Origin of the sequence: Streptomyces sp. NPDC051064, from assembly GCF_044455985.1 — a bacterium.
In the GTDB taxonomy this organism is placed as follows: domain Bacteria; phylum Actinomycetota; class Actinomycetes; order Streptomycetales; family Streptomycetaceae; genus Streptomyces.
In genome coordinates this window covers 189,225-211,028 of the sequence record NZ_JBITFK010000010.1, presented here as the reverse complement: position 1 = coordinate 211,028, position 21,804 = coordinate 189,225, and the positions used below count along the sequence as shown (strand labels likewise).

General features: G+C 71.4%; 19 protein-coding genes. 4 read left to right on the top strand and 15 right to left on the bottom strand.

Features of this window, described 5'->3' with window-relative positions:
• The first annotated feature begins 28 nt into the window (after positions 1-28).
• On the top strand, positions 29-526 hold the full coding sequence (locus ACIBCU_RS31735; RefSeq protein ID WP_362927836.1) for a MarR family transcriptional regulator: 498 nt from the start codon (positions 29-31) through the stop codon (positions 524-526).
• Here the strand turns inward: ACIBCU_RS31735 and ACIBCU_RS31730 are convergent.
• The 4 genes from ACIBCU_RS31730 to galT form a co-directional block, all read right to left on the bottom strand.
• Positions 485-1,291: a response regulator transcription factor gene (locus tag ACIBCU_RS31730; RefSeq protein ID WP_362927837.1), complete on the bottom strand. Its 807-nt coding sequence runs from the start codon at positions 1,289-1,291 to the stop codon at positions 485-487. The two genes, ACIBCU_RS31735 and ACIBCU_RS31730, sit on opposite strands and share 42 nt — an antisense overlap.
• A gap of 390 nt (positions 1,292-1,681) precedes the next feature.
• On the bottom strand, positions 1,682-2,857 hold the full coding sequence (gene galK / locus ACIBCU_RS31725) for a galactokinase (RefSeq protein ID WP_399235643.1): 1,176 nt from the start codon (positions 2,855-2,857) through the stop codon (positions 1,682-1,684).
• Complete coding sequence (galE, locus tag ACIBCU_RS31720; protein ID WP_399235641.1) at positions 2,854-3,834, bottom strand: UDP-glucose 4-epimerase GalE; 981 nt, start codon at positions 3,832-3,834, stop codon at positions 2,854-2,856. The genes galK and galE overlap by 4 nt, the downstream gene beginning before the upstream one ends.
• Positions 3,831-4,874, bottom strand: a complete 1,044-nt coding sequence (gene galT / locus ACIBCU_RS31715; protein ID WP_399235639.1) for a galactose-1-phosphate uridylyltransferase — start codon at positions 4,872-4,874, stop codon at positions 3,831-3,833. The genes galE and galT overlap by 4 nt, the downstream gene beginning before the upstream one ends.
• 238 nt (positions 4,875-5,112) lie before the next feature.
• Between galT and ACIBCU_RS31710 the strand changes: the two genes are divergently transcribed.
• A complete protein-coding gene (locus ACIBCU_RS31710) occupies positions 5,113-6,783 on the top strand; it encodes a sodium:solute symporter family protein (RefSeq protein WP_362927841.1) in 1,671 nt (556 codons plus the stop codon).
• A 15-nt stretch (positions 6,784-6,798) separates the two neighbouring features.
• The gene (locus tag ACIBCU_RS31705; protein ID WP_362927842.1) at positions 6,799-7,086 is read left to right on the top strand and encodes a hypothetical protein; all 288 of its coding nucleotides are present in this window, start codon (positions 6,799-6,801) and stop codon (positions 7,084-7,086) included.
• Between the two features lie 35 nt (positions 7,087-7,121).
• Here the strand turns inward: ACIBCU_RS31705 and ACIBCU_RS31700 are convergent, their stop codons facing one another.
• The 6 genes from ACIBCU_RS31700 to ACIBCU_RS31675 form a co-directional block, all read right to left on the bottom strand.
• The gene (locus ACIBCU_RS31700; RefSeq protein ID WP_362928011.1) at positions 7,122-7,817 is read right to left on the bottom strand and encodes a LuxR C-terminal-related transcriptional regulator; all 696 of its coding nucleotides are present in this window, start codon (positions 7,815-7,817) and stop codon (positions 7,122-7,124) included.
• Between the two features lie 248 nt (positions 7,818-8,065).
• Positions 8,066-9,904: a PQQ-binding-like beta-propeller repeat protein gene (locus tag ACIBCU_RS31695; RefSeq protein ID WP_399235636.1), complete on the bottom strand. Its 1,839-nt coding sequence runs from the start codon at positions 9,902-9,904 to the stop codon at positions 8,066-8,068.
• A 58-nt stretch (positions 9,905-9,962) separates the two neighbouring features.
• A complete protein-coding gene (locus ACIBCU_RS31690; protein ID WP_399235634.1) occupies positions 9,963-11,828 on the bottom strand; it encodes a PQQ-binding-like beta-propeller repeat protein in 1,866 nt (621 codons plus the stop codon).
• A gap of 310 nt (positions 11,829-12,138) precedes the next feature.
• Positions 12,139-12,429 carry a hypothetical protein gene (locus ACIBCU_RS31685; protein WP_399235632.1) on the bottom strand — a complete coding sequence of 97 codons (291 nt, stop codon included), beginning with the start codon at positions 12,427-12,429 and terminating at the stop codon, positions 12,139-12,141.
• A 273-nt stretch (positions 12,430-12,702) separates the two neighbouring features.
• On the bottom strand, positions 12,703-14,199 hold the full coding sequence (locus ACIBCU_RS31680; protein ID WP_399235630.1) for a PQQ-binding-like beta-propeller repeat protein: 1,497 nt from the start codon (positions 14,197-14,199) through the stop codon (positions 12,703-12,705).
• A 241-nt stretch (positions 14,200-14,440) separates the two neighbouring features.
• Positions 14,441-16,258 carry an ABC-F family ATP-binding cassette domain-containing protein gene (locus tag ACIBCU_RS31675; RefSeq protein ID WP_362927847.1) on the bottom strand — a complete coding sequence of 606 codons (1,818 nt, stop codon included), beginning with the start codon at positions 16,256-16,258 and terminating at the stop codon, positions 14,441-14,443.
• A gap of 147 nt (positions 16,259-16,405) precedes the next feature.
• On the opposite strand from ACIBCU_RS31675, the gene ACIBCU_RS31670 reads away from it, so the two are divergent.
• Positions 16,406-17,056 carry a lipoprotein gene (locus tag ACIBCU_RS31670; RefSeq protein ID WP_399235628.1) on the top strand — a complete coding sequence of 217 codons (651 nt, stop codon included), beginning with the start codon at positions 16,406-16,408 and terminating at the stop codon, positions 17,054-17,056.
• Positions 17,057-17,070: 14 nt separating this feature from the next.
• On the opposite strand, the gene ACIBCU_RS31665 is transcribed toward ACIBCU_RS31670, so the two are convergent.
• From ACIBCU_RS31665 to ACIBCU_RS31645, 5 genes are all read right to left on the bottom strand, one after another.
• Positions 17,071-18,384, bottom strand: a complete 1,314-nt coding sequence (locus ACIBCU_RS31665) for an acyltransferase (protein ID WP_362927849.1) — start codon at positions 18,382-18,384, stop codon at positions 17,071-17,073.
• A gap of 73 nt (positions 18,385-18,457) precedes the next feature.
• Positions 18,458-19,357, bottom strand: coding sequence for a 4-(cytidine 5'-diphospho)-2-C-methyl-D-erythritol kinase (locus ACIBCU_RS31660; RefSeq protein ID WP_362927850.1), 900 nt, complete (start codon positions 19,355-19,357; stop codon positions 18,458-18,460).
• Positions 19,354-20,226, bottom strand: coding sequence for a 16S rRNA (adenine(1518)-N(6)/adenine(1519)-N(6))-dimethyltransferase RsmA (rsmA, locus tag ACIBCU_RS31655; protein WP_104786588.1), 873 nt, complete (start codon positions 20,224-20,226; stop codon positions 19,354-19,356). Before rsmA ends, ACIBCU_RS31660 begins: the two co-directional genes overlap by 4 nt.
• 9 nt (positions 20,227-20,235) lie before the next feature.
• Positions 20,236-20,817: a ubiquitin-like domain-containing protein gene (locus tag ACIBCU_RS31650; protein WP_399235625.1), complete on the bottom strand. Its 582-nt coding sequence runs from the start codon at positions 20,815-20,817 to the stop codon at positions 20,236-20,238.
• A 116-nt stretch (positions 20,818-20,933) separates the two neighbouring features.
• Complete coding sequence (locus ACIBCU_RS31645; protein ID WP_362927852.1) at positions 20,934-21,800, bottom strand: TatD family hydrolase; 867 nt, start codon at positions 21,798-21,800, stop codon at positions 20,934-20,936.
• Between the last annotated feature and the right edge of the window lie 4 nt (positions 21,801-21,804).

Sequence of the window (21,804 nt, the reverse complement as noted above, 5' to 3'; positions counted from 1 at the left end):
TGTCGAGGGACCCTCTACACTGATCGACATGGAGGACGAGGTCGACCGACTGGTCGCTGCATGGCGCCGCGAGCGCCCCGACCTCGACGTGGAACCACTCGAGGTTCTGAGCCGCGTCTCCCGCCTGGCCAGGCATCTGGACCGGGCCCGCAGGATCGCCTTCGCGGAGCACCAGCTGGAGCCCTGGGAATTCGACGTACTGACGTCCCTGCGCCGCGCCGGCGCCCCGTACCAGCTCTCCCCCGGCCAGCTCCTGACCCAGACCCTGGTCACCTCGGGCACGATGACGAACCGCATCGACCGGCTGACCAAGAAGAATCTGGTGGAGCGGCTGCCCGACCCGAGCGACCGCCGTGGTGTCCTCGTCCGGCTGACGGAGCTCGGCCGCGACAAGGCCGACCAGTCGCTGGCCGGGCTGCTGGACCAGGAGCGGGCCATCCTGGGCGAGCTCTCCCGCCAGCAGCGGTCCGAACTGGCCGGACTGCTACGCCAGTTGACCGCCCCGTTCGACAACATCCCCGGTTAGCGCGGCGGGGCCCACCCCGGCCCGCCGGGCCAGCGCCACGGCCGCCAGCGTCGAGTGCACGCCCAGCTTCCCCAGCACGTTCTGCATATGCGTACGCACCGTGTGCGGGGAGAGGAAGAGCCGCTCCGCGACCGCCTTGCGGCCCAGGCCCGCCACCATGCAGCGCAGCACCTCGCGCTCGCGCGGCGTCAGCGACTCGACGAGCTGCTCGCTCTCGGTGCGGTGCTTACGGGCGGCGGTCAGCTCCCGCAGGACACCGGTCAGCAGCGCGGCCGGCAGATGCGTCTCGTCGCGCAGCACACCCCGTATGACCGTCAGCAGCCGCTGCAGCGAGCAGTCCTTGGCGACCCAGCCCGAGGCGCCGGCCTGCAGCGCCATCGCGGCCCGGCGCGGGTCGTCCCTCTCGGCGAGCACCACCGTACGGATCTGGGGCTGGCCCGAACGCACCCCCGCCACCAGCGATATGCCGTCCACCGGACCGGCGGCGGGCGTACCGGCGGGCGCGCCGTCCGGCGCTCCGCGCGGCGCGGGGACGGTGCGGGTGCCGCCTGTGGCGAGGACGCCCAGTTCGGCGTCGACCAGCATCACGTCGTAGCGGCGGCCCTCGGCGGACGCACGCTCCAGACACCGCAGCGCGGCGGGGCCACTGCCCGCCGCGGACACGTCGACGTCCGGTTCGGCCGCGAGGGCCGCCGCGAGGGACTCGGCAAAGATGCGGTGGTCGTCGACCACCAGAACCCGGATACGAGCCACAGACACCCCCATGCTGTGTGAGCTCCTGGGGCGTCCCGTTCATGGCCGACCCCGACGGGGACGGACCACGGCGGATACGGCGCCCGGAGCACTCGGGTGGACCCGTCGGCGCACGGCCGCCGCCGTGTGCCGGCCGGCCACCCGCTCCGGGCGCCGTATCCGACTGTCTCGTCCCCTGAAACGGCACCGGCCCCCACCGGTGCTGCGCATCAGCCTACGGCGGGCGGTGGGCGGCGGAAGGCGATTGGCAGAACTGACCGCCCTAGGTGTTCAGGGTGTTGTTCATGTTCCGTCTTGAGACCGAAGTAGACAGAGAACGTCGCATTCCGCTGGGTTCGGCCTCGACTCGCGGCTGCCCGCCGAGGCGGAGCGCCTCGGCGGGTGTCGCGGATTTCATCCTGCTCAAGCAGCCGGAGCGATCCGCCGGCCCCCCGCCGAGGGAACCGCGGGGAAGATTCCCGGGGCGGCGTGACCGGCCGAGGTGAAGGCCTCGGAGACGGCCTTGGCGACGGTGTCCTCCATCGCCTCCTCCACCAGCACGATCGCCGAGCCGCCGAAGCCGCCCCCGGTCATCCTGGCTCCGAGCGCCCCGGCGTCGTTGGCCGCGGAGACCACGAGGTCCAGCTCCGGGCAGGAGACCCGCAGGTCGTCGCGGAGCGAGACATGGCCCTCGTTGAGGACCGGGCCCGCCGCGCGCACCTCACCCGCGTCGAGCAGCGCGATGACCTGCTCCACCCGGTGGTTGTCGCTCACCACATGGCGGACGTAGCGCACGACCGACTCGTCCTCGCCGGCCGCCGCGAGGGTCTCCAGCGCGGCGTCCAGATCCTCGTACGGAAGGTCACGGAGGGTGCCGATGCCGAGCGCGCGGGCTCCCGCCTCGCAGCCGGCCCGGCGTTCCGCGTACGCGCCGTCGCCCAGGGCGTGCTTGACGCGGGTGTCGACGACCAGCAGCTTCAGCCCGTGTGCGGCCAGGTCGAAGGGGACCTGGCGCAGGGTGAGGTCGCGGGTGTCGAGGTGCAGCGCGTGGCCCTCGGTGCAGCACGCGGAGGCCATCTGGTCCATGACGCCGCAGGGCACACCGACGAACGCGTTCTCGGCCCGCTGGCCGAGCACGGCGATCTCGGGGGCGCTCAGGCCCAGCTGGAAGAGGTCGTTCAGGGCGAGCGCGGTGACGACCTCCAGGGCGGCCGAGGAGGAGAGGCCTGCGCCGACCGGGACGGTGGAGGTGAGCTGGATGTCCGCGCCGGTGACGTCGTGGCCGGCCTCGCGGAGCGCCCAGACGACGCCGGCGGGGTAGGCGGCCCAGCCGTGGCCCGAGTGCGGAGCCAGTTCGTCGACGCGCAGGGAGACGACTCCGCCCGGTACGTCGGTGGAGTGCAGGCGCAGCTGCCCGTCGGTGCGGCGGGCGACGGCCGCGCGTGCCGTGTGCGGGAGGGCGAGCGGCATGACGAAACCGTCGTTGAAGTCGGTGTACTCACCGATCAGGTTCACCCGTCCGGGTGCTGCCCAGATCCCTTCGGGGGCGGTCCCGTAGAGCTCGGTGAAGGAGGCGGTGAGCTCGGCGTTGTCGGTCATGGTGCGGTGGGCTCCTCTCGGCGGGCGAACGTCCACGCGTCGGCGACGATGGCGGCCAGGTCGGCGCGCGACGGCTGCCAGCCGAGCCGCTCCCTGGCGGTGGCGGCGGAGGCGACGAGGACGGCCGGGTCGCCTCCGCGCCGGGGTGCGGCGGTCTCCGGGACGGGGTGGCCGGTGACCTGGCGGACGGTCTCGATCACCTCGCGTACGGAGAAGCCGTTGCCGTTGCCGAGGTTGCAGATGAGGTGTTCGCCCGCGGTGGCCGCTTCGAGGGCCAGCAGGTGGGCCTCGGCGAGGTCGGCGACGTGGATGTAGTCGCGTACGCAGGTGCCGTCGGGGGTCGGGTAGTCGTCGCCGTAGACGGAGATCGACTCGCGCCGCCCGAGGGCGACCTGGAGGACCAGCGGGATGAGGTGCGACTCGGGGTCGTGGCGTTCGCCGTGGCTGCCGTAGGCCCCGGCGACGTTGAAGTAGCGCAGGGAGACCGCTGCCAGGCCGTGTGCGGCGGCCTCGCCGGTGATCATGTGGTCGACGGCGAGCTTGGAGGCGCCGTACGGGTTGGTGGGCGCGGTGGGGTCCGACTCGGTGATGGGGCTGGAGACGGGTTCCCCGTACGTCGCCGCGGTGGAGGAGAAGACGAGCGTGCGCACCCCGGCGTCGCGCATGGCGGCGAGGAGGGCGGTGGTGCCGCCGACGTTGTTGACCCAGTACTTCTCGGGGTCGACGACGGACTCGCCGACCTGCGAGAAGGCCGCGAAGTGCAGCACTCCGTCGTAGCTGGCGTCCAGCCACTTCGCGGCGTCCTGGATGCGGCCCTCGATGAACTCGGCGCCCTGCGGGACGCCCTCGCGGAAGCCGGTCGACAGGTCGTCGAGGACGGTCACGGTGTGACCGGCCTCCAGCAGGTGTGCGGCGACGACACCGCCGACGTATCCCGCGCCCCCCGTCACCAGGTACTTCTTGCCGGTGTTGCTCACTCGCTCGCTACCTCTCGCAGTCGCTGGGCCGCGGCCTCCGGCGGCACGTCGTTGATGAAGACGCCCATGCCGGACTCGGAGCCCGCGAGGAACTTCAGCTTGCCGGTGGTCCGCCTGATGGTGAAAAGCTCGAGGTGCAGCCCGAACTCCTCACGCCCGGGGACCCTGAAGGGTGCCTGGTGCCAGGCCGAGATGTACGGGGTCGGCGGCTCGCCGGGGCCGAAGATCCGGTCGAATCGCCTCAAGAGTTCCAGATAGAGCTGTGGGAATTCCGTGCGTGCGGCCTCGTCGAGTTCCCGCAGGTCGGGGACGCGGCGGCGCGGGTGGAGGTGGACCTCGTACGGCCAGTGCGCGGCGTACGGCACGAAGGCGACCCAGTGCTCGCCCTCCAGGACGATCCGGTCGCCGTCGGCCAGTTCGCGGGCGACGACGTCGTCGAAGAGGTTGCGGCCGGTTTCGGCGCGGTGGGCCTCCATCGAGCGGAGCATCTGCTCGGTGCGCGGGGTGACGAAGGGGTAGCCGTAGATCTGCCCGTGCGGGTGGCCGAGGGTGACGCCGATCTCGGCGCCCCGGTTCTCGAAGCAGAACACCTGGGTGACCTGCGGGAGCTCGGCGAGGTCGGCGGTGCGGTCGGTCCAGGCCTCCAGGACCAGGGCCGCCTGGTCCTCGGTGAGGCCGGCGAAGGAGACGTCGTGGTCGGAGGTGAAGCAGACGACCTCGCACCGGCCGGAGTCGCCGGCGAGGGAGGGGAAGCGGTTCTCGAAGACGGCGACGTCGTAGTCGGTGTCGGGGATCTCGCTGAGCCTGCCCTCCCGTGAGGGGCAGAGCGGGCACTCGTCGGCCGGCGGGTGGTAGGTGCGCCCCTGCCGGTGCGAGGCGATGGCGACCGAGTCACCGAGCAGCGGGTCGCGGCGGACCTCCGAGGACGTCGAGACGGCATCCAGCGGCCGCAGGTCGGCGGCGTCGCGGACGGTGTCGTCAGCGGAGTCGTAATAGATCAGCTCACGGCCGTCGGCGAGGGTCGTAACCGTCTTCTTCACCAGGCTCCTCCATATAACGCCCTCCAAACATAACCGCACATAACAAATCACAACTCAACACGACAGTCAATGCTGATGAGATCTGTGGACTGCGTGTGCGTTGGGACGGGCGAAACCGGGACATTTCATCCCGTGCGATCACGATCGAACAAAGAACGTCACGTGACCTGTTCATTTTCTGAACACATAGGCGTAGGTTCCGACGGGTTCAGTTCGCGCAACGAAGCGAGTACCCCCCATGCAATACCTGGCCGAAGGGCTCCGGCTCCCTACGAACGGGCTCGATTACACAATCCTGGCGATCTACTTCGTCGTGGTGCTCGGCATCGGCTTCGCCGCCCGGGCCAGTGTGAAGACGAGTCTCGACTTCTTCCTGTCCGGACGGTCCCTGCCTGCCTGGGTGACCGGTCTGGCCTTCGTCGCGGCGAATCTCGGGGCGACCGAGATCCTGGGAATGGCGGCGACCGGCGCGCAGTACGGCGTCGCGGTCGTCCACTGGTACTGGATCGGCGCCATCCCCGCCATGGTCTTCCTCGGCCTGGTGATGATGCCCTTCTACTACCGGTCGAAGGTCCGCTCCGTACCGGAGTTCCTGCTCCAGCGCTTCGACAAGTCGGCGCACCTGCTGAGCTCCATACTCTTCGCCTTCGCGGCGATCCTGATCGCGGGCGTGAACCTCTACGCCCTCTCGATCGTCGTGGAGGCCCTGCTGGGCTGGGACCGCTGGGTCGCGATCGTCGTCGCCGGCGTGTTCGTCCTGCTCTACATCACCATCGGCGGCCTCTCCTCGGCGATCTACAACGAGGTGCTGCAGTTCTTCGTCATCCTCGCCGCGCTGATACCCCTCACCCTGCTGGGCCTCAAGCGCGTCGGCGGCTGGGACGGCCTCAGCGGCTCGCTGGAGAAGCAACACGGTGCGGACTTCCTGTCCGCCTGGGGCGGCACCGGCATCGGTGACGCCAACCCGCTCGGCGCCAACTGGCTGACGATCATCCTCGGCCTCGGCTTCGTGCTCTCCTTCGGCTACTGGACCACCAACTTCGCCGAGGTGCAGCGCGCCCTGTCCGCGAAGAACCTCTCGGCCGCCCAGCGCACCCCGCTGATCGCCGCCTTCCCGAAGATCTTCATCGTCTTCGTGGTGATGATCCCGGGCCTGGTCGCCGCCGTCGTCGTCCCGAACATCGGGTCGAAGTCCTCGGGCCTCACGTACAACGACGCCATCCCGCTGCTGATGCGGGAACTGCTTCCCAACGGTGTGCTCGGCATCGCGGTGACCGGTCTGCTGGCCGCTTTCATGGCCGGTATGGCCGCCAACGTCTCGTCGTTCAACACGGTGTTCACCACGGACATCTGGCAGCGGTACGTGAAGAAGGACCAGTCGGACGCGTACTACCTGCGATTCGGCCGGCTGATCACCGCCGTGGGTGTGCTCGCCTCGATCGGCACGGCGTTCATCGCCGCCAGCTTCTCCAACATCATGACGTACCTGCAGACCCTGTTCTCGTTCTTCAACGTCCCGATGTTCGTCGTCTTCATCATCGGCATGTTCTGGAAGCGTGCGTCGATGAAGTCGGGTGTCTGGGGCCTCGTCGCGGGCACCACGGCCGCGATGGTCAACTACTTCGTCATCTACAAGCAGGGCATCATCGACATCCCGTCCGACCAGGGCGCCAACTTCGTCTCCGCCATCGTCGGATTCGTCGCCGGCGCGGTCGTCATGGTCGCCGTCACCCTCTTCACCGCCCCCAAGCCGGAGGCCGAACTGGCCGGCCTGGTCTACGGGACGGAGTCCCCCGACGCCGACGAGGTCCCGGACGAGGGCGACAGCGCCTGGTACCGCAAGCCCGCACTGCTCGGCTGGGGCGCCATGGTTCTCGCCGCCCTCTGCTACCTGCCCTACTCGCTCTGATCGGAGGCACTCACCATGTCCGACCTGCACAAGGAAGTCTCCGAGCTGGAGCGCAAGTCCGCGACCGCGGCCCGGCTGTTCGACATCCGGCGGATCATCGGCGGTCTCTTCGTGGTCTACGGAGTGATCGTCACCATCGCCGGGATCAACCCCTCCGACGCCGACCTGAAGAAGGCCGAGGGCGTCCACATCAACCTCTGGACCGGCCTCGCCATGCTGGCGCTCGGGCTGTTCTTCCTGATCTGGATGAAGCTGCGCCCGACCCAGGTGCCCGACGAGGCCCCCGGCACGCCGGAGAGCTGACCCCGGCACCCCGCGGGGGCCGGACGATCACGCGTTCACGCGAGACCGTCCGGCCCCTGCGGCGTTCCCGCCGCTGCCCGCTCGAGCAGCCCCGTGCGGGCCGCGAGCGCGGCGGCCTCCAGCCGGGACCCGACGCCGAGCTTCATCAGCACCCGCTGCACATGGGTCCGCGCGGTGCTCGGCGCGATCCCCATCCCGGCCGCGATCAGCCGGGTGTCCTCGCCCTCGGCGACCCGCACCAGCACCTCGACCTCGCGCGGGGTCAGCATCCGCAGCAGCCGCTGCCCCTCGTCGTCCGGCTGGGCCGCCGGATGCAGCAGCTCGGCGAAGGCGCCCCGCAGCAGCTGGGGTGCGACCGCGACCTCTCCCGCCCGGGCCTTGATCATGGCGCGCTCGACGCCCTCTATGCGCTCGTCGTGCCGGACGTAACCGGCCGCTCCCGCCGCGAAGGCCGCAGCGATCCCCCGCGGGCTCGGCACCGGGCCCAGCACCACCACGGCCACCTGCGGGCGCTCCCGTCCGATCCGCACGATCGGGTCGAAGGCCCCGGGTTCGGCGGGCGCCGCCGTGCCGAACAGGCAGACCTCCGGCGCCCTGCTGACGACCAGTTCCGCGGCCCCGGACGTCGGCGCGGCTGCCGCGAGCACGCGGTGCCCACGCAGTTTCAGTGCCGAGGCCAGTGCCTCGGCGAGCAGTCGGTGGTCATCGACCACCATGAGCCGCACGCCCATCGAGATAGCCCCCATGTGTGCAGCGCACCGGCGCTGCGTAACCCTGAACAGGCCCCCCGGCCCCTCTGACCCGGCAAGTTACACGCTTGTTCGACGCCGCGCGCCCCCTACCGGGCAGAAGCCCCCCAGAATGCCGAATTCTGTGTCATCGGGGGCCGCTTGCCCGTGGAAAACGATCGGCCCTGCCGGTCGGATGATCAACCGGCAGGGCCGTCGCCGCATCCCCGCGAACGGGCCGGGCGGGTGGGTCAGTTGGTGCTGAAGGAGACGACGAGGTACTGCTTGTCGTCCACCGAGCTGGACTTGCTGGGCTCACTGACCATCTGCTCGGAGATGAACAGCCGGCCCTTCTCGTAGATGAACTCGGCGTAGTCGACGGAGAAGCTCGTCTCCGCGTCGCGGACCGACTCCTCGTCCGGGTTGACCATCAGCACGGTCTGCTCGAAGGTCGAGCCGTTGATGGAGACGATCTGGCCGCCCTTGTCGTAGGGGGGCGCCTTGTACGCGATGACGTTGGAGCCGTCCATGCGCAGCGGGGTCAGCGCGTAGCGGTCACCCGCGTCCGCCCTGCCGCCGACGAGCTTGCCGGTGGTGAGATCGAAGGCGACGATCTCGTTGGTTTCGCCGTACTCGCCACCGCCCTCGTGACTCTCGGTCGGCACGTAGAGCTTGTTGTTGCCGACGGCCAGGGCGGTGCACTCCTCGACCTCGGTGGAACCGCAGTCCGCGGCGTACTTGTCCGCGTCGGCCGAGATCCGGACGATGAGCTTGCCGGTGGCCGCGTCGATGGAGAAGAAGTCCGAGATGCTGCTGCCGTCGCCGGCGGTTTCCCCGACGTCGGCCGCGACGACGAGCGGCTTGGTGGAGACGATGCTCGCGTACTCGACGCCGGCCGGCATGTTGTACGAGGAGAGCGGTGCCCCGGTGGTCGGGTTCAGCGCCTGGATGGTCAGCTGCGGTTCGTCGTAACTGCCGCACTTGCGGACCACGGCGAGGGCCTCGCCGCCGCCGTAGCCCATGTCGTAGCAGTTGTTGGTGTCGGCCTTCGGCTTCCAGAGCTCGGCGCCGTTCGCGAGGTTGAAGGCGGCGCCGCCGCTGGTGCCGCCCGCGGCGACCGTGGCTCCGCTGAGCGTGACCTCGTTGAACCTGACGGCCTCGTCACCGCTGGACGCGGAGGTGACGGACTTGCTCCACATCAGCTTGCCGGTGGCCAGGTCGAGCGCGCCGATCTGGGTGCAGGAGGGGTACTTGTCCTCGGCGCTCGGCTTGCCCTCCTCGAAGGCGATGGCCGTCTTGTAGTCCTTGCTCATGTGCCGGGAAGCGGCGCAGACCTGGCCGGTCAGCGGGATCGTCCAGAGCTTGGTGCCCTTGGCGAGGTCGTAACCGACGATCTCGTACACGCCGGTCTTCACGTACACCTTGTCCGTCACCCAGGAGCCGGCGACGACCGTGGTGTCGGTGACCTTCGGGTGGGGAAGCTGGAAGCCGACCTTGGACTTGGTGTCGGCCGGGGCCTTCTCGGTGCCGCCGGCCAGGCCGCCGCCTTCGCCGCCCTTGCCCTCGCCGCCCTTGCCCTCGGTTCCGGCCGAGGACGCCTCGTCCTGCTTGCCGTCGTCACTGCCGCTGGAGGCGTAGAAGATCCCGCCGCCGACGATGAGCACCACGGCCACGACCGCGGCGACGATGATCTGCATCTGGGTGTTGAACTTCTTGCCGCCGCCCGGCTGAGGTGCGACGTACTGCGGCTGCATCGGGGCGGTCGGATAGCCGTACCCCTGCTGCGGAGGCATTCCGGGCTGTCCGGGCGGGGGCCCCTGCGGGAAGCCGTAGCCGGGCTGGGCCGGCGGCTGGCCGGGGGGCGGCGCCTGCGGGTAGCCGTACGCGGGATTCTGGGGCGGCTGCTGCCCGGGCGGGGGCGGGCTGCCGTAGCCGCCCGCGGGCGGGGTGGGCGGCGCGGGCGGGGGCTGCTTGCCGAACGGGTCGGCCGGCGGCGGGGTGGGCGCGCCGAATCCGCCGGGCGGCGGGTCCTGCGGGGCGCCGAACCCGCCCTGGGGCGGTTCGTTGGGCGGCTGGGGCGGCTGGGTCATGGCGTACGTACCTCTGCGGAGTCTGAGAAGGAAGGGCTGGGGATGCCGTCGTCGGCCGTCACTTGCCGAAGGCCATGATGGTCGTCTCGCCCTCCGAGTCGTCGTTACCGCTGACACGGTCGCTGACGACGAAGGAACGGCCGCCCGCGTAGACGGTCTTGGAGGAGTAGAAGTTCTCGATCTGCGCGGTCGAGTCCAGGTGCTGGAGCAGCACCTTCGGCGCGCCTCCTGTGGGTGCGATCGTCGCGATCGCCCCGCCCTCCTCGTACGAGGGCTCCATGTAGACGAGGACGTTGCCGCCCTCCATGCGGAGCGGCTTCATGGTGCGCTCGGCGGGGGCGGGGGCCTTCCACTTGACCTTGCCGGTGTTCAGGTCGAACGCGACGACCTTGTTGGTACGGCTGGTACCGCTGGTGTCGTCCTTGGTCATCATGTAGAAGGTGTTCGCGTCGGCGGCCAGGCCGCCGCAGCCTTCGAGCGTGTCGGCGAAGTCGACGATGCCGCCACCGCACTCGACGGTGACCTTGTCCTCGTCGTCACCGGCCAGCTGTGAGCGGAGCGTCCCGTTCTCCTCGATCGCGACGATGGCCCACTTCTTCTCCTCGTACTGGGTCAGCGAGACGACGAGGGGGCTGACCGAGTAGACCTTGTCGACCTCCCAGCCGCGCTTGACCTGGTACGTCCACTTGGCCTTCCCGGTGGTCGGGTCGAGCTCCTGGACCTGCTGCTGCGGGTTCTCCACGTCGCCGGTGCTGCAGTTGACCGCGGCGATCAGCTTGGGGCCGCCGGCGAACGCGTACGGCTTGCAGTTGCCGTCCGGGTTGCCGAACAGTTCCTTGCCGTCGCTGACCCGATAGGCGCTGGAGTTGCTCGTACGGCCGACGGTCACGGTGTCGCCGCTGATCGCCAGACCGATGTTGGTCAGCAGGTCCCAGGTGCCGTTCTTGGTGACCGTCTTCTTCCACCCGGCCTTGCCGGTGTTGAGGTCGATCATCTGGAGCACCGAGCAGTTCGCCTTGTCGGTGGTGCCGCTCATCACGCCGACGACGATCTTGCCGTCGGCCGTGGCCGTCGCGGGTGCCGAGCAGATGTCCGCGGGCAGCGGGAGGCTCCACTTCTGCTTGCCGTCGCCCACCGAAATGCCGACGACCGAGCGGTACATGCCCTTGACGAGCGTGTCCCCGACGATCCACGGGCCGTACACGTCCGCGCCGTTGCGCGGGAGGTCGATGTCGTTCGCCGTGGTCCAGAGGACCTTCGCCTCGCCGTCCTTGCGTCCGGCGTTCAGGTCGTCGTTCGCCTCACGCCCGTCCCCCTTGCCGTCGCCCTGGTCGACGCTGGGCGAGCCGCTCGGGTCCGGGGCGCCGCTGCTGGACTTGGCGACGGGCTTCTTCGGGTCGTCGTCGCCACCGCTCGTGGCGAAGAAGATGCCGCCGCCGACGACGAGGAGCACGGCGAGCGCCGCACCGATGATGACGGCGGGCTTGCCCTTGAAGGGACTGCCGCCGGAGCCGGGCGTGGGCGCGGGAGCGCCGGGGTACTGCTGCTGCGGGTAGCCGTAACCGGGCTGCTGACCGTAGGGGCCGGGCTGTTGGGCGTAGGGGCCGGGCTGCTGGGCGTACGGGCCGGACGGGGCGCCGTAGGGGCCGGGCTGCTGGGCGTACGGGCCGGGAGCCGCCTGGCCGGGGGCCTGCCCGGGTGCCTGGGGGTAGCCGTAGCCGGGCTGCGCCCCGGGGGCCTGCGGGTAGCCGTAGCCCGGCTGCGCGGGCGGAGACGTCTGCGGTGCCCCCGGCGGCGGAGTCTGCGGCGGTGCGGGCGGCATCTGCGGCGGAGTGGCGGGTGGCGTCGGCTGAGGAGTGCCCTGCGGATCCTGCGGAGCCCCGAAGCCCCCCTGCGGCGGTTGCTGGCTGGGCGGCTGGGTCATCAGCACGTCCCCCTTCGTGCGGTCCGGTGCCCGGTCCGGTCTCCCCCGCGATTCCGCTGGGCTCAGAGGATCAGGTGCAAGAAATCTCTGAATTCCCCCCGGAAAGGAGCGAATCGGGCATGGCTTCCGCGGCGTTACGACAGTCGAGCGGGGCTTCTTTGTACCACCGCACCACACCGGGCACCGGATCGGTCCATCCCCTGTTCCCAAGGGAGAACCGGGTCGTGATGCCGCCGTTACGCGCCTGCGGCGGCCGCCCGGGGGCCCTTGCCCCCGACGCTCCGTCAACTGCGTCCGGCAGGTGTGGCTTTCACAGGATCCGCGCAGGTGCGCCCTCGGATACGCCCTCTTCACCGAAGACCAGCAGCGCGGTCGTCGTCGTCTCCTCCTCGTCGTCCACGCTGATGCGGGTCGCCAGCAGTACGGAACGGCCTCCCGCGCAGGCGACTTCCGGCTCGAGGAGGGAGCTCTCGGTCCCGGCCGCCGACGCCGGATGCTTCAGCAGTGTCCGGAGCTCCCCACCGGTCGGCGCGAGCGTGGGGATCGAACCGGCCTTGCGGTAGGACGCCTCCACGTGGACGAGCACGTCCGTGCCCTCCATGCGCAGCGGCCATACCAGCCGGAGGCCGGGTGCGGCGGCGAATCCATACGGTCCTGCCGGTGGCCAGGTCGAAGGGGACGACCTTGTCGGCCTCCGCCGGCTGATGAGCCCCCGGCGGAGGGTCGTACGTGGCCCCGAAGATTCCCTCCGGCGGTTGCGGGCCGCGGCTGGGTCATCAGCACGTCCCCCTTCGTGCGGCCCGGTGCCCGGCTCGTTCACACGGCCGGGCGGAGTTCTCTGCGTCGTCCGCCGCGCGACGGGCGGGCTGCCCGCTCACTCGCCGAAGGCAAGCATCGTCTGCATGCTCATCTCGGCCTCGTCGTCCTCGGCGGTGCCGACCAGCGGCAGGGTGAGGAGGGAACGGCCGTCCTCGTAGTCGACCTCGGCGGCGGTCATGCCCGCCTCGATGGCCGCCGTCGACGCCGGATGGGTGAGCAGCGTCCGCGGCTCACCACCGGTGGGTGCGAGCGTGGCGATCTCGCCGCCCCGTGTCCTGGTGGCGGCCACGTGGACGAGCAGTGTCCCGCCGTCCACACGCATCGGTTCCATCCTCCGCCCGAGCGGGGCGTCGGCCGCCCACTTCTGCCGGCCGGTATCGAGGTCGAACGCGACGATCCGGTTGTCGATGTCGAACTCGACGTGCTTCCGCTTGGTGGAGATGTAGAAGGTGTCGTCGTCCGCGGCGACGCCCTCGCAGTCGTCCCTGTTCCGGGAGACGACCAGGTAACCGCCGCACCTCACCTCGTAGCCGGCGAAACCGAGGTCGACGTCCCGGGTACCCAGATCGATCCCCGAACGGTAGGTGCCGTCGTCCCGCAGGGCGACGAGCCGCCATGCGTCGTCCTTCCCCATCGCCACCACCAAGGGGCTGACCGAGTAGACCTGTTCGACGGACCAGCCCTTCTCGACGGCGTACCGCCACTTCAGCTTCCCGGACGCCGGGTCGAACTCCTGGACCTCGTGGCCCTCCGCGCAGTTCGCGAGGGCCACCATCCGGGGCCCGCTCACGAAGGAGTAGGACTGGCAGCCGCGTGGCTGTGCGGCGAACAGCTCCTGCCCGTCCTCCGCCCGGTAGGTGTGGACCTGTCCGGGACGCGCGAACGTCACCGTGGCGCCGTTCGCCGCCACGGCGGGCCGCCTCTGGGTATCAGGGTTGTCCGGCATGGACTTCGTCCAGCCCGTCTTCCCTGTCCGCAGGTCGATCATCTGCATGACCGAGCAGTCCGCGCCGGTGTCGGTCTTCTCCCCCTCGGTCACGACGACGATCTTGCCGTCCGTGGTGGGCAGCGTCGGCGCTCCGCAGATGTCCTCAGGCAGTCGCAGACTCCACCGCACCGCTCCGTCGGACATCGAGTAGCCCGACACGGTGCGGTAGAAGGCCCTGGCGACGATGTCGCCGGCCCTCCACGGCCCGTACACGCCCATGGCCCGGGCCGGGAGGTCGACGCCCAGGCTCTGGACCCAGCGGACCTTCGCCTCGCCCGGCTCGCGGAGGCCGTCGAGCCGCTTCGCCAGTTCCGCGTCGCTCTCGCCCTTGCCGTCGCTCTTCCCGTCGCCCTGGCCGGCCGTGGGCGCGGGTCCGGCGGCCGGCTTCTTGCCGTCGTCGTCACCGCTCAGGGCGAACCAGACGCCGCCCCCGGCGACCAGGACCAGGGCGAGCACGGCGCCGACGAACGCGCCGGTCCTGCCCTTGAAGCGGCCACCGCCGCCGGGCCCGGCCGGTCCCGTGACGCCGGGCGGCTGCGGCGGATGGCCGTAACTCCCCTGCAACGACGGCCCGTACGGCCCGGGATGCGGGGCGTACGGGGTCGGCGGGTAGCCGTATCCAGGGGCGCCCGGCGGCGGATCGTACGGTGCGCTGAAGCCTTCCTGCGTTGCCGGCCGGCAGGCTGAGTCATCGGCGGAGTCCCCCTCGTACGGTCATGGTTCCGCAGGGGTCACGCCAACCCGGGCGGGCCTACTTTCTACCACCCGCCCGGGCGCGGCCTCCGGGCCGTACCGGGACCATCCGTCAGGCGTCCTCGGCCAGTTCGAGCCAGCGCATCTCCAGCACGTCCCGCTCGGCGACCAGTTCACGCAGCTCGGCGTCGAGCGCGGCGACCTTCTCGAAGTCGGTGGCGTTGTCGGCGATCTGCGCGTGCAGCGTCGTCTCCCTGGTCGACATCTTGTCGAGCTGCCGCTCGACCTTCTGGAGCTCCTTCTTCGCGGCACGCGCGGCCTGCGGCGAGACGGCCTCGGCCGGCGCCGCCTTGGGCGCCGAGGACCCGGCGGCGGACGCCGGCGTCGCCGTCTCCTCCATGCGCTGCCTGCGCTCGATGTACTCGTCGATGCCGCGCGGCAGCATCCGCAGCGCACGGTCGCCGAGGAGCGCCATCACCTTGTCCGTGGTCCGCTCGATGAAGAACCGGTCGTGGGAGATCACGATCATCGACCCGGGCCAGCCGTCGAGGAGGTCCTCCAGCTGGGTCAGCGTCTCGATGTCCAGGTCGTTGGTGGGCTCGTCGAGGAAGAGGACGTTGGGCTCGTCCATCAGCAGCCGCAGGATCTGCAGCCGCCTCCGCTCACCACCGGACAGGTCGCCGACGGGTGTCCACTGCTTCTCCTTGGCGAAGCCGAACTGCTCGCAGAGCTGGCCGGCCGTCATCTCGCGTCCCTTGCCGAGGTCGACCCGGTCGCGCACCTGCTGGACGGCTTCGAGCACGCGCAGGTTCGGGTTGAGCTCCGCGACCTCCTGGGAGAGGTAGGCGAGCTTCACGGTCTTGCCGACGACGACCTTCCCGTCCGCGGGCTGCACGTCGCCCTGGCTGCGGGCCGCCTCGGCGAGCGCCCGCAGCAGCGAGGTCTTGCCCGCGCCGTTCACGCCGACCAGGCCGATGCGGTCACCGGGGCCGAGCTGCCAGGTGAGGTGGGTGAGCAGGGTCTTGGGCCCGGCCTGGACGGTCACGTCCTCCAGGTCGAAGACGGTCTTGCCGAGCCGGGCGTTGGCGAACTTCATCAGCTCGCTGGTGTCGCGCGGCGGCGGCACATCGGCGATCAGCTCGTTGGCGGCCTCGATGCGGTAGCGCGGCTTGGACGTACGGGCGGGGGCGCCCCGTCGCAGCCAGGCCAGCTCCTTGCGCATCAGGTTCTGCCGCTTGGACTCCTCGGTCGCGGCGATCCGCTCCCGCTCGGCCCGCGCGAACACGTAGTCGCTGTAGCCGCCCTCGTACTCGTGGACGGCTCCCCGCTGGACGTCCCACATGCGGGTGCAGACCTGGTCCAGGAACCACCGGTCGTGGGTGACGCAGACGAGCGCGGAGCGCCGGGTCCGCAGGTGTCCGGCGAGCCAGGAGATGCCCTCGACGTCGAGGTGGTTGGTGGGCTCGTCAAGGACGACCAGGTCCTGCTCGGCGATGAGCAGCTTCGCCAGCGCGATCCTGCGCCGCTCGCCGCCGGAGAGCGGGGCGATGACGGTGTCCAGGCCGTGTTCGAAGCCGGGGAGGGCGAGGCCGCCGAAGAGCCCGGTCAGCACGTCGCGGATCTTGGCGCTGCCGGCCCACTCGTGGTCCTCGAGATCGCCGATCACCTCGTGCCGGATGGTGGCCCCGGGGTCCAGCGAGTCGTGCTGGGTGAGGACACCGAGGCGCAGCCCGCCGTTGTGGGTGACCCGGCCGGTGTCCGCCTCCTCGAGCTTGGCGAGCATCCGGATGAGCGTCGTCTTGCCGTCGCCGTTGCGGCCGACGACGCCGATCCGGTCGCCCTCGGACACCCCGAGGGATACACCGTCGAGCAGGGCACGGGTGCCGTACACCTTGCTGACCTGCTCGACATTGACCAGATTGACGGCCATTTCACTCCTGCCTCGGGGGTCCTTGCGTCGGGGACCGCTCGATGTCCCAGAGTAGTCGCCACGCGGGGTGCGATAGCGTGCGGCGATCGATCATGGGGAGTAACCCCAGGTCGGAGCGGTTCGGAACATCTCTGGGGTGGGGACTTCATGATGCGTGGTGCGGGGCGGACCCTGGTTTCGGCGGTCGTGGCGACGGTGGCGCTGGCCGGCTGTTCGTCGTCGTCCGGCGGCGGCGGAACGGGCGCGGATACGGGAAAGAACGGGGACACCGCCCCCTCGAAGGCCGCGGGGAGCGCCGCCGCGGAGAAGGGCGTCACGCTCGGGGGCGCGGGTTCGGCCTGCGAGCTTCCGGTGACCTTCGATCTGGCGGCGGACTGGAAGCCGGCGGCCGTCGAGGTCGAGCCCGGCTCCGACCTGGCCGCGCTGGGCGAGCAGGGCCCGGTCACGATGGTCTGCGAGGTGGACGCGAAGCCGGCGGGGAACATCGGCTACCTCCGGGTGTGGCAGGGCAAGCCGTCCGACGACGCCCCCCGCGCGGTGCTGGAGGCCTTCGTGACGGCCGACCCGAACGCGGGCAAGGCCACGTACACCGATTTCCGCGCGGGCTCCCTGGCCGGGACCGAGGTCGGCTACACCGTGGACGGCGAGCTGCTGGACGAGCCCAAGGCCGAGCGCGCCTTCGCGGTCACGACGCCCGACGGCCCGGTCGTGGTGCACCTGGGCGGGCTGGACTCCCAGGAGCACCGGGAGATGCTCCCGGCGTACGAGCTCGCGAGGAAGACTCTGAAGCCGGTCTGATGGAAACGGGCCGGTCACCGCCCCGCCCGTTCGACCAGGAGCCAGCCGCCGAGCGCCATCGCGACGGCCGCGGGGGCGCTGACGTGGACGGCGATCAGCAGGGCGGTGTGCCCTTCCAGCAGTCCCGCGTAGCCCACCATGGACAGACCCAGCACACCGAGCAGTGCGAGGGTCACACCGATCGCCGAGACGGCTCCCGCGCCGATCGCGGCACGGCCGGGGACGACGCGGACCGGCCGCTCGAACGTACGGAAGGCCGCGACCAGGGCCGCGGTGACCCCGGCGGCGACCACCATCCGCAGCGGCACCTGCGCCCACCAGGCGCCGGTGGCCGGCTCGGGCAGCGGGACGCCGAGGGCGAGCATCGCCCCGTACACGCCGAGCATCGCGGTGAGGTGCCAGAGGAACGCGCTCATGGCGACGCCGTTGGCGGCCACGACCGCGCGCCAGACCCGGGGCCGGGCCACCAGCCGGGCCCCCGGAGCGCGCAGCAGCTCCACCGCGCCGACGAGCCAGAGACCGTGGCAGAGCAGTGCGAGGGTGGGCGGCGCCATGTTGCTGATCTTCTCGCCGGGCATGCCGACCATGGACAGCGGATACGGGCCGAGGGCCACCAGCGCGGCCGCGGCGGCCAGTCCGCCGCCGGCGAGGAGCGCGGGGCGGCGGATCCGGCCGTCGGCGCGCAGGAAGCCGAGCTGGTGCACGGCGAGCCAGACGAACGCGAAGTTGAGGAATTCGAGGTACGGCGCCCCGGCGGCGAACCTCAGCACGTCCACCACGGCGGCTCCCCCCGCGAGCGCGGCGAACGCGCCCCAGCCGTAGCGGTCGTGCAGCTTCAGCAGGGGCGGGGTGAAGGCCACCATCGCCAGGTAGATCCCGATGAACCAGAGCGGCTGGGTCACCAGGCGGAGCGTGACACCGGTCAGCCCGCCGCCCCCGCCCAGCAGTTGGACGAGCAGCGCGGCGGCTCCCCACACCAGGACGAAGACCATGGTGGGACGCAGCAGCCGCTGCAGCCGGGCCCGCAGGAACGCCGCGTAGACGGAGTCCGTGGAGCCCTCGGGCCGCTCACGGAGCAGCGAACGGTAGGACAGGGCGTGGGAGAAGCCGCCGACGAAGAAGAAGACCGGCATGACCTGGAGCACCCAGGTCAGCGGTTGCAGGCTGGGGACGACGGCGAGGAGGTTGCCGACCCCGTCGGTGGTGACGGCGGCCATCAGCCAGTGGCCGAGGACGACCGTTCCCAGCGAGGCGACCCGCAGCAGGTCGATGTAGCGGTCCCGGGTGGCGGGCGTCGCCCCGGCCAGTTCACGAACACTTGATCCCATGGGAGTACGGTCGCGTCGAGCGGCGTGGCCGCGGCAGCGCGACCGTACTCAATTCCCGTCTGAGTACCGGCTGTCAGACGACGGTGGCGCCCGCCGCCGGGGACACCGCCACCCGCGCGTTGCGGCAGGTGCCGGACGCCAGCAGCGCGTCGGCCACCTTCCGCGCCGACTCCTCGTCGGCGGTCAGGAACGCGGTGGTCGGCCCGGACCCCGAGACCAGTGCGGCCAGGGCGCCGGCGGCGGTGCCCGCCGCGAGGGTGTCGGCCAGCGAGGGGCGCAGGGAGAGGGCGGCGGCCTGGAGGTCGTTGCCGAGGGCGCCCGCGAGTGCGTTGGTGTCCCCCTTGCGCAGGGCGGCCAGGAGTGCGGGGGAGGCGGCCGGCTCCGGTACGTCGGTGCCGGCGGTGAGCCGGTCGAACTCGCCGTAGACCGCGGGGGTGGAGAGTCCGCCGTCGGCGACGGCGAAGACCCAGTGGAAGCTTCCGCCGACCTCGACGGGCGTCAGCTGCTCACCGCGTCCGACACCGAGTGCCGCCCCGCCGATCAGGCTGAACGGCACGTCGCTGCCCAGCTCGGCGCAGAGCTCCAGGAGTTCCCCCTGGGTGGCGCCGGTGGCCCAGAGCGCGTCGCAGGCCAGCAGGGCGGCGGCGCCGTCGGCGCTGCCGCCCGCCATGCCTCCGGCGACGGGGATGTCCTTGGCGATGTGGATGTGCACATCGGGGGCGATGCCGTGCCGGGCGCCCAGCGCGATCGCGGCGCGGGCCGCGAGGTTCGTGGCGTCCAGCGGGACCTGATGGGCGTCCGGCCCGGAGCAGGTGACGCGCAGGGCGTCGGCGGGCGTGACGGTGACCTCGTCGTAGAGGCCGACGGCGAGGAAGACGTTGGCCAGGTCGTGGAAGCCGTCGGGGCGGGGGGCGCCCACCGCGAGCTGCGCGTTGACCTTGGCGGGTACGCGGACGGTGACGCTGCGGGTCATGCGGAGGGCTCCGGCTTGTTCTCGGCGATGGCGGCGAACTCCTCGACGGTCAGGGCCTCGCCCCGCGCCTGCGGCGAGATCCCCGCGGCGGTCAGGGCGGCCTCGGCGGCCGGTGCGGAGCCCGCCCAGCCCGCCAGGGCCGCGCGCAGCGTCTTGCGGCGCTGGGCGAAGGCGGCGTCCACGACGGCGAAGACCTCGGTCCTGCTGGCGGTGGTACGGATCGGTTCCGTGCGCCGGACGAGGGACACCAGGCCCGAGTCGACGTTGGGCGCGGGCCAGAACACCGTGCGGCCGATCGACCCGGCGCGCTTGACGTCGGCGTACCAGTTGGCCTTGACCGACGGCACGCCGTAGACCTTGTTGCCGGGCCGGGCGGCCAGCCGGTCGGCGACCTCGGCCTGCACCATCACGAGCGTCCGCTCGATGGTGGGGAAGCGCTCCAGCATGGTGAGCAGGACCGGCACGGCGACGTTGTACGGCAGGTTGGCGACGAGCGCGGTCGGTGCGGGGCCGGGCAGCTCCGTGACCAGCATCGCGTCCGAGTGGACCAGGGCGAAGCGGTCGGCGCGCTCCGGCAGCCGTGCGGCGACCGTGGCCGGCAGGGCGCCCGCGAGCACGTCGTCGATCTCCACGGCGACGACCCGGTCGGCCGCCTCCAGCAGGGCGAGCGTCAGCGAGCCCAGGCCGGGCCCGACCTCGACCACCACGTCGTCGGGCCGCACCTCGGCGGTCCGTACGATCCTGCGGACCGTGTTGGCGTCGATGACGAAGTTCTGACCGCGCTGCTTGGTGGGGCGTACGCCCAGCGCTGCGGCCAGCTCGCGGATGTCTGCGGGGCCCAGGAGGGCGTCGGGCTCTGTGGTGCTCACCCGTTAAGCCTACGGCCGCCGCGGCAGCCAGGAGGCGCCGCCCGGCACCGGGCCGAAGCCGCGTGCCTCCCGGAGGACGACGACCTCGTCGCCGTCGTCCAGGGCCGTGGCGGGGGCGGGGGCGACGGTGTCACGGGTGCCGACCGTGACGCCCTCGGCCTCCAGGAGCTCCCCGACGTCGTCCGCGAAGGTGTGCAGGGTGCGTGATGTCCCGTCGACGTCGACGCGGACGGCCTTGTCCTGGGCGAGGAATCCGGCGGTGCCGCCCGCCAGGACGGCGACGACCAGTGCGCGCGGGACGATCCGCCGCAGGCTCTCCGGAGCACCGGCACCCACCGCGCGCCGGTGGCGCCGGGCCCCCCGGTGTCCGCCGGTCTCCCTCCGCGGGGCCGGCTGCCGGGGCACCAGCGGGGTGTCCAGCACGGTGGGGTCGTGGACCGGCGGGGGTCCGGTCCGGAGCCCGGCGACGATCGTCCGCTCCTCGTGGAGGGAGCGCGGCGGCGCCGGGGGCGGGGAGGGGGGCCGCGCCGGGGCCTGCCTCGTACGCCGACTGCCGCGCGCCGCGCGGTGACTGCCCTGTGGATGGCCCACGACGCTCCAGACGTTCCGCCCTGCCGTCCCCGTTGCGCGGGCACGATAGCGGACCCCTCATAACCGTACAAAATCGTACGATTACCCGATGTGCCGGCCGGAGCCCCCGGCGCCCCTCAGAAGTCGAACGCCCGTGCGGTGTTGTCGTAGACGGCGGCGGCCAGGGTGTCCTCGTCGGTGCCCCTCACCTCGGCCATAGCACGGAGCGTGACCGGAATCAGGTAGGGCGCGTTGGGCCGTCCGCGGTACGGGGCGGGGGTGAGGAAGGGGGCGTCCGTCTCGACGAGCACGAGCTCGGCGGGGGCGACGGCCAGCGCGTCGCGCAGCGGCTGCGCGTTCTTGAAGGTGACGTTGCCCGCGAAGGACATGAAGTATCCGGCCGCCGCGCAGATCCGGGCCATGTCGGCGTCCCCGGAGTAGCAGTGGAAGACGGTCCGCTCCGGCGCCCCCACCTCGGCGAGGATCCGCAGCACGTCCGCGTGGGCCTCGCGGTCGTGGATGACCAGGGCCTTGCCGTGCCGCTTGGCGATCTCGATGTGGGCGCGGAAGGACTCCTCCTGGGCGGCCATGCCCTCGGGGCCCGTACGGAAGTGGTCGAGGCCGGTCTCGCCGACCGCGCGTACGTGGCCGAGGGCGGCCAGGGCGTCGATCTCCGCGAGCGCCTCGTCGAGCGCGGCCTTCCCGCCCGGCCCGCGCGCACCCTGACGGGACCAGTTGTCCGGGTCCCCGTGCACGATGCGCGGCGCCTCGTTGGGGTGCAGGGCGACGGAGGCGTGCACGGACGGGTGCGCGGCGGCGGTCTCGGCGGCCCAGTGGGAGCCCTTCACGTCGCAGCCGACCTGGACGACGGTGGTCACGTTGACCGCCGCGGCCCGGGCCAGCCCCTCCTCGACGGTTCCGTCCTGCATGTCGAGATGGGTGTGCGAATCGGCGACCGGAACCCTGAGGGGTTCGGGGAGCGGCGGGGCTTCGGTACGGCTCATGCCT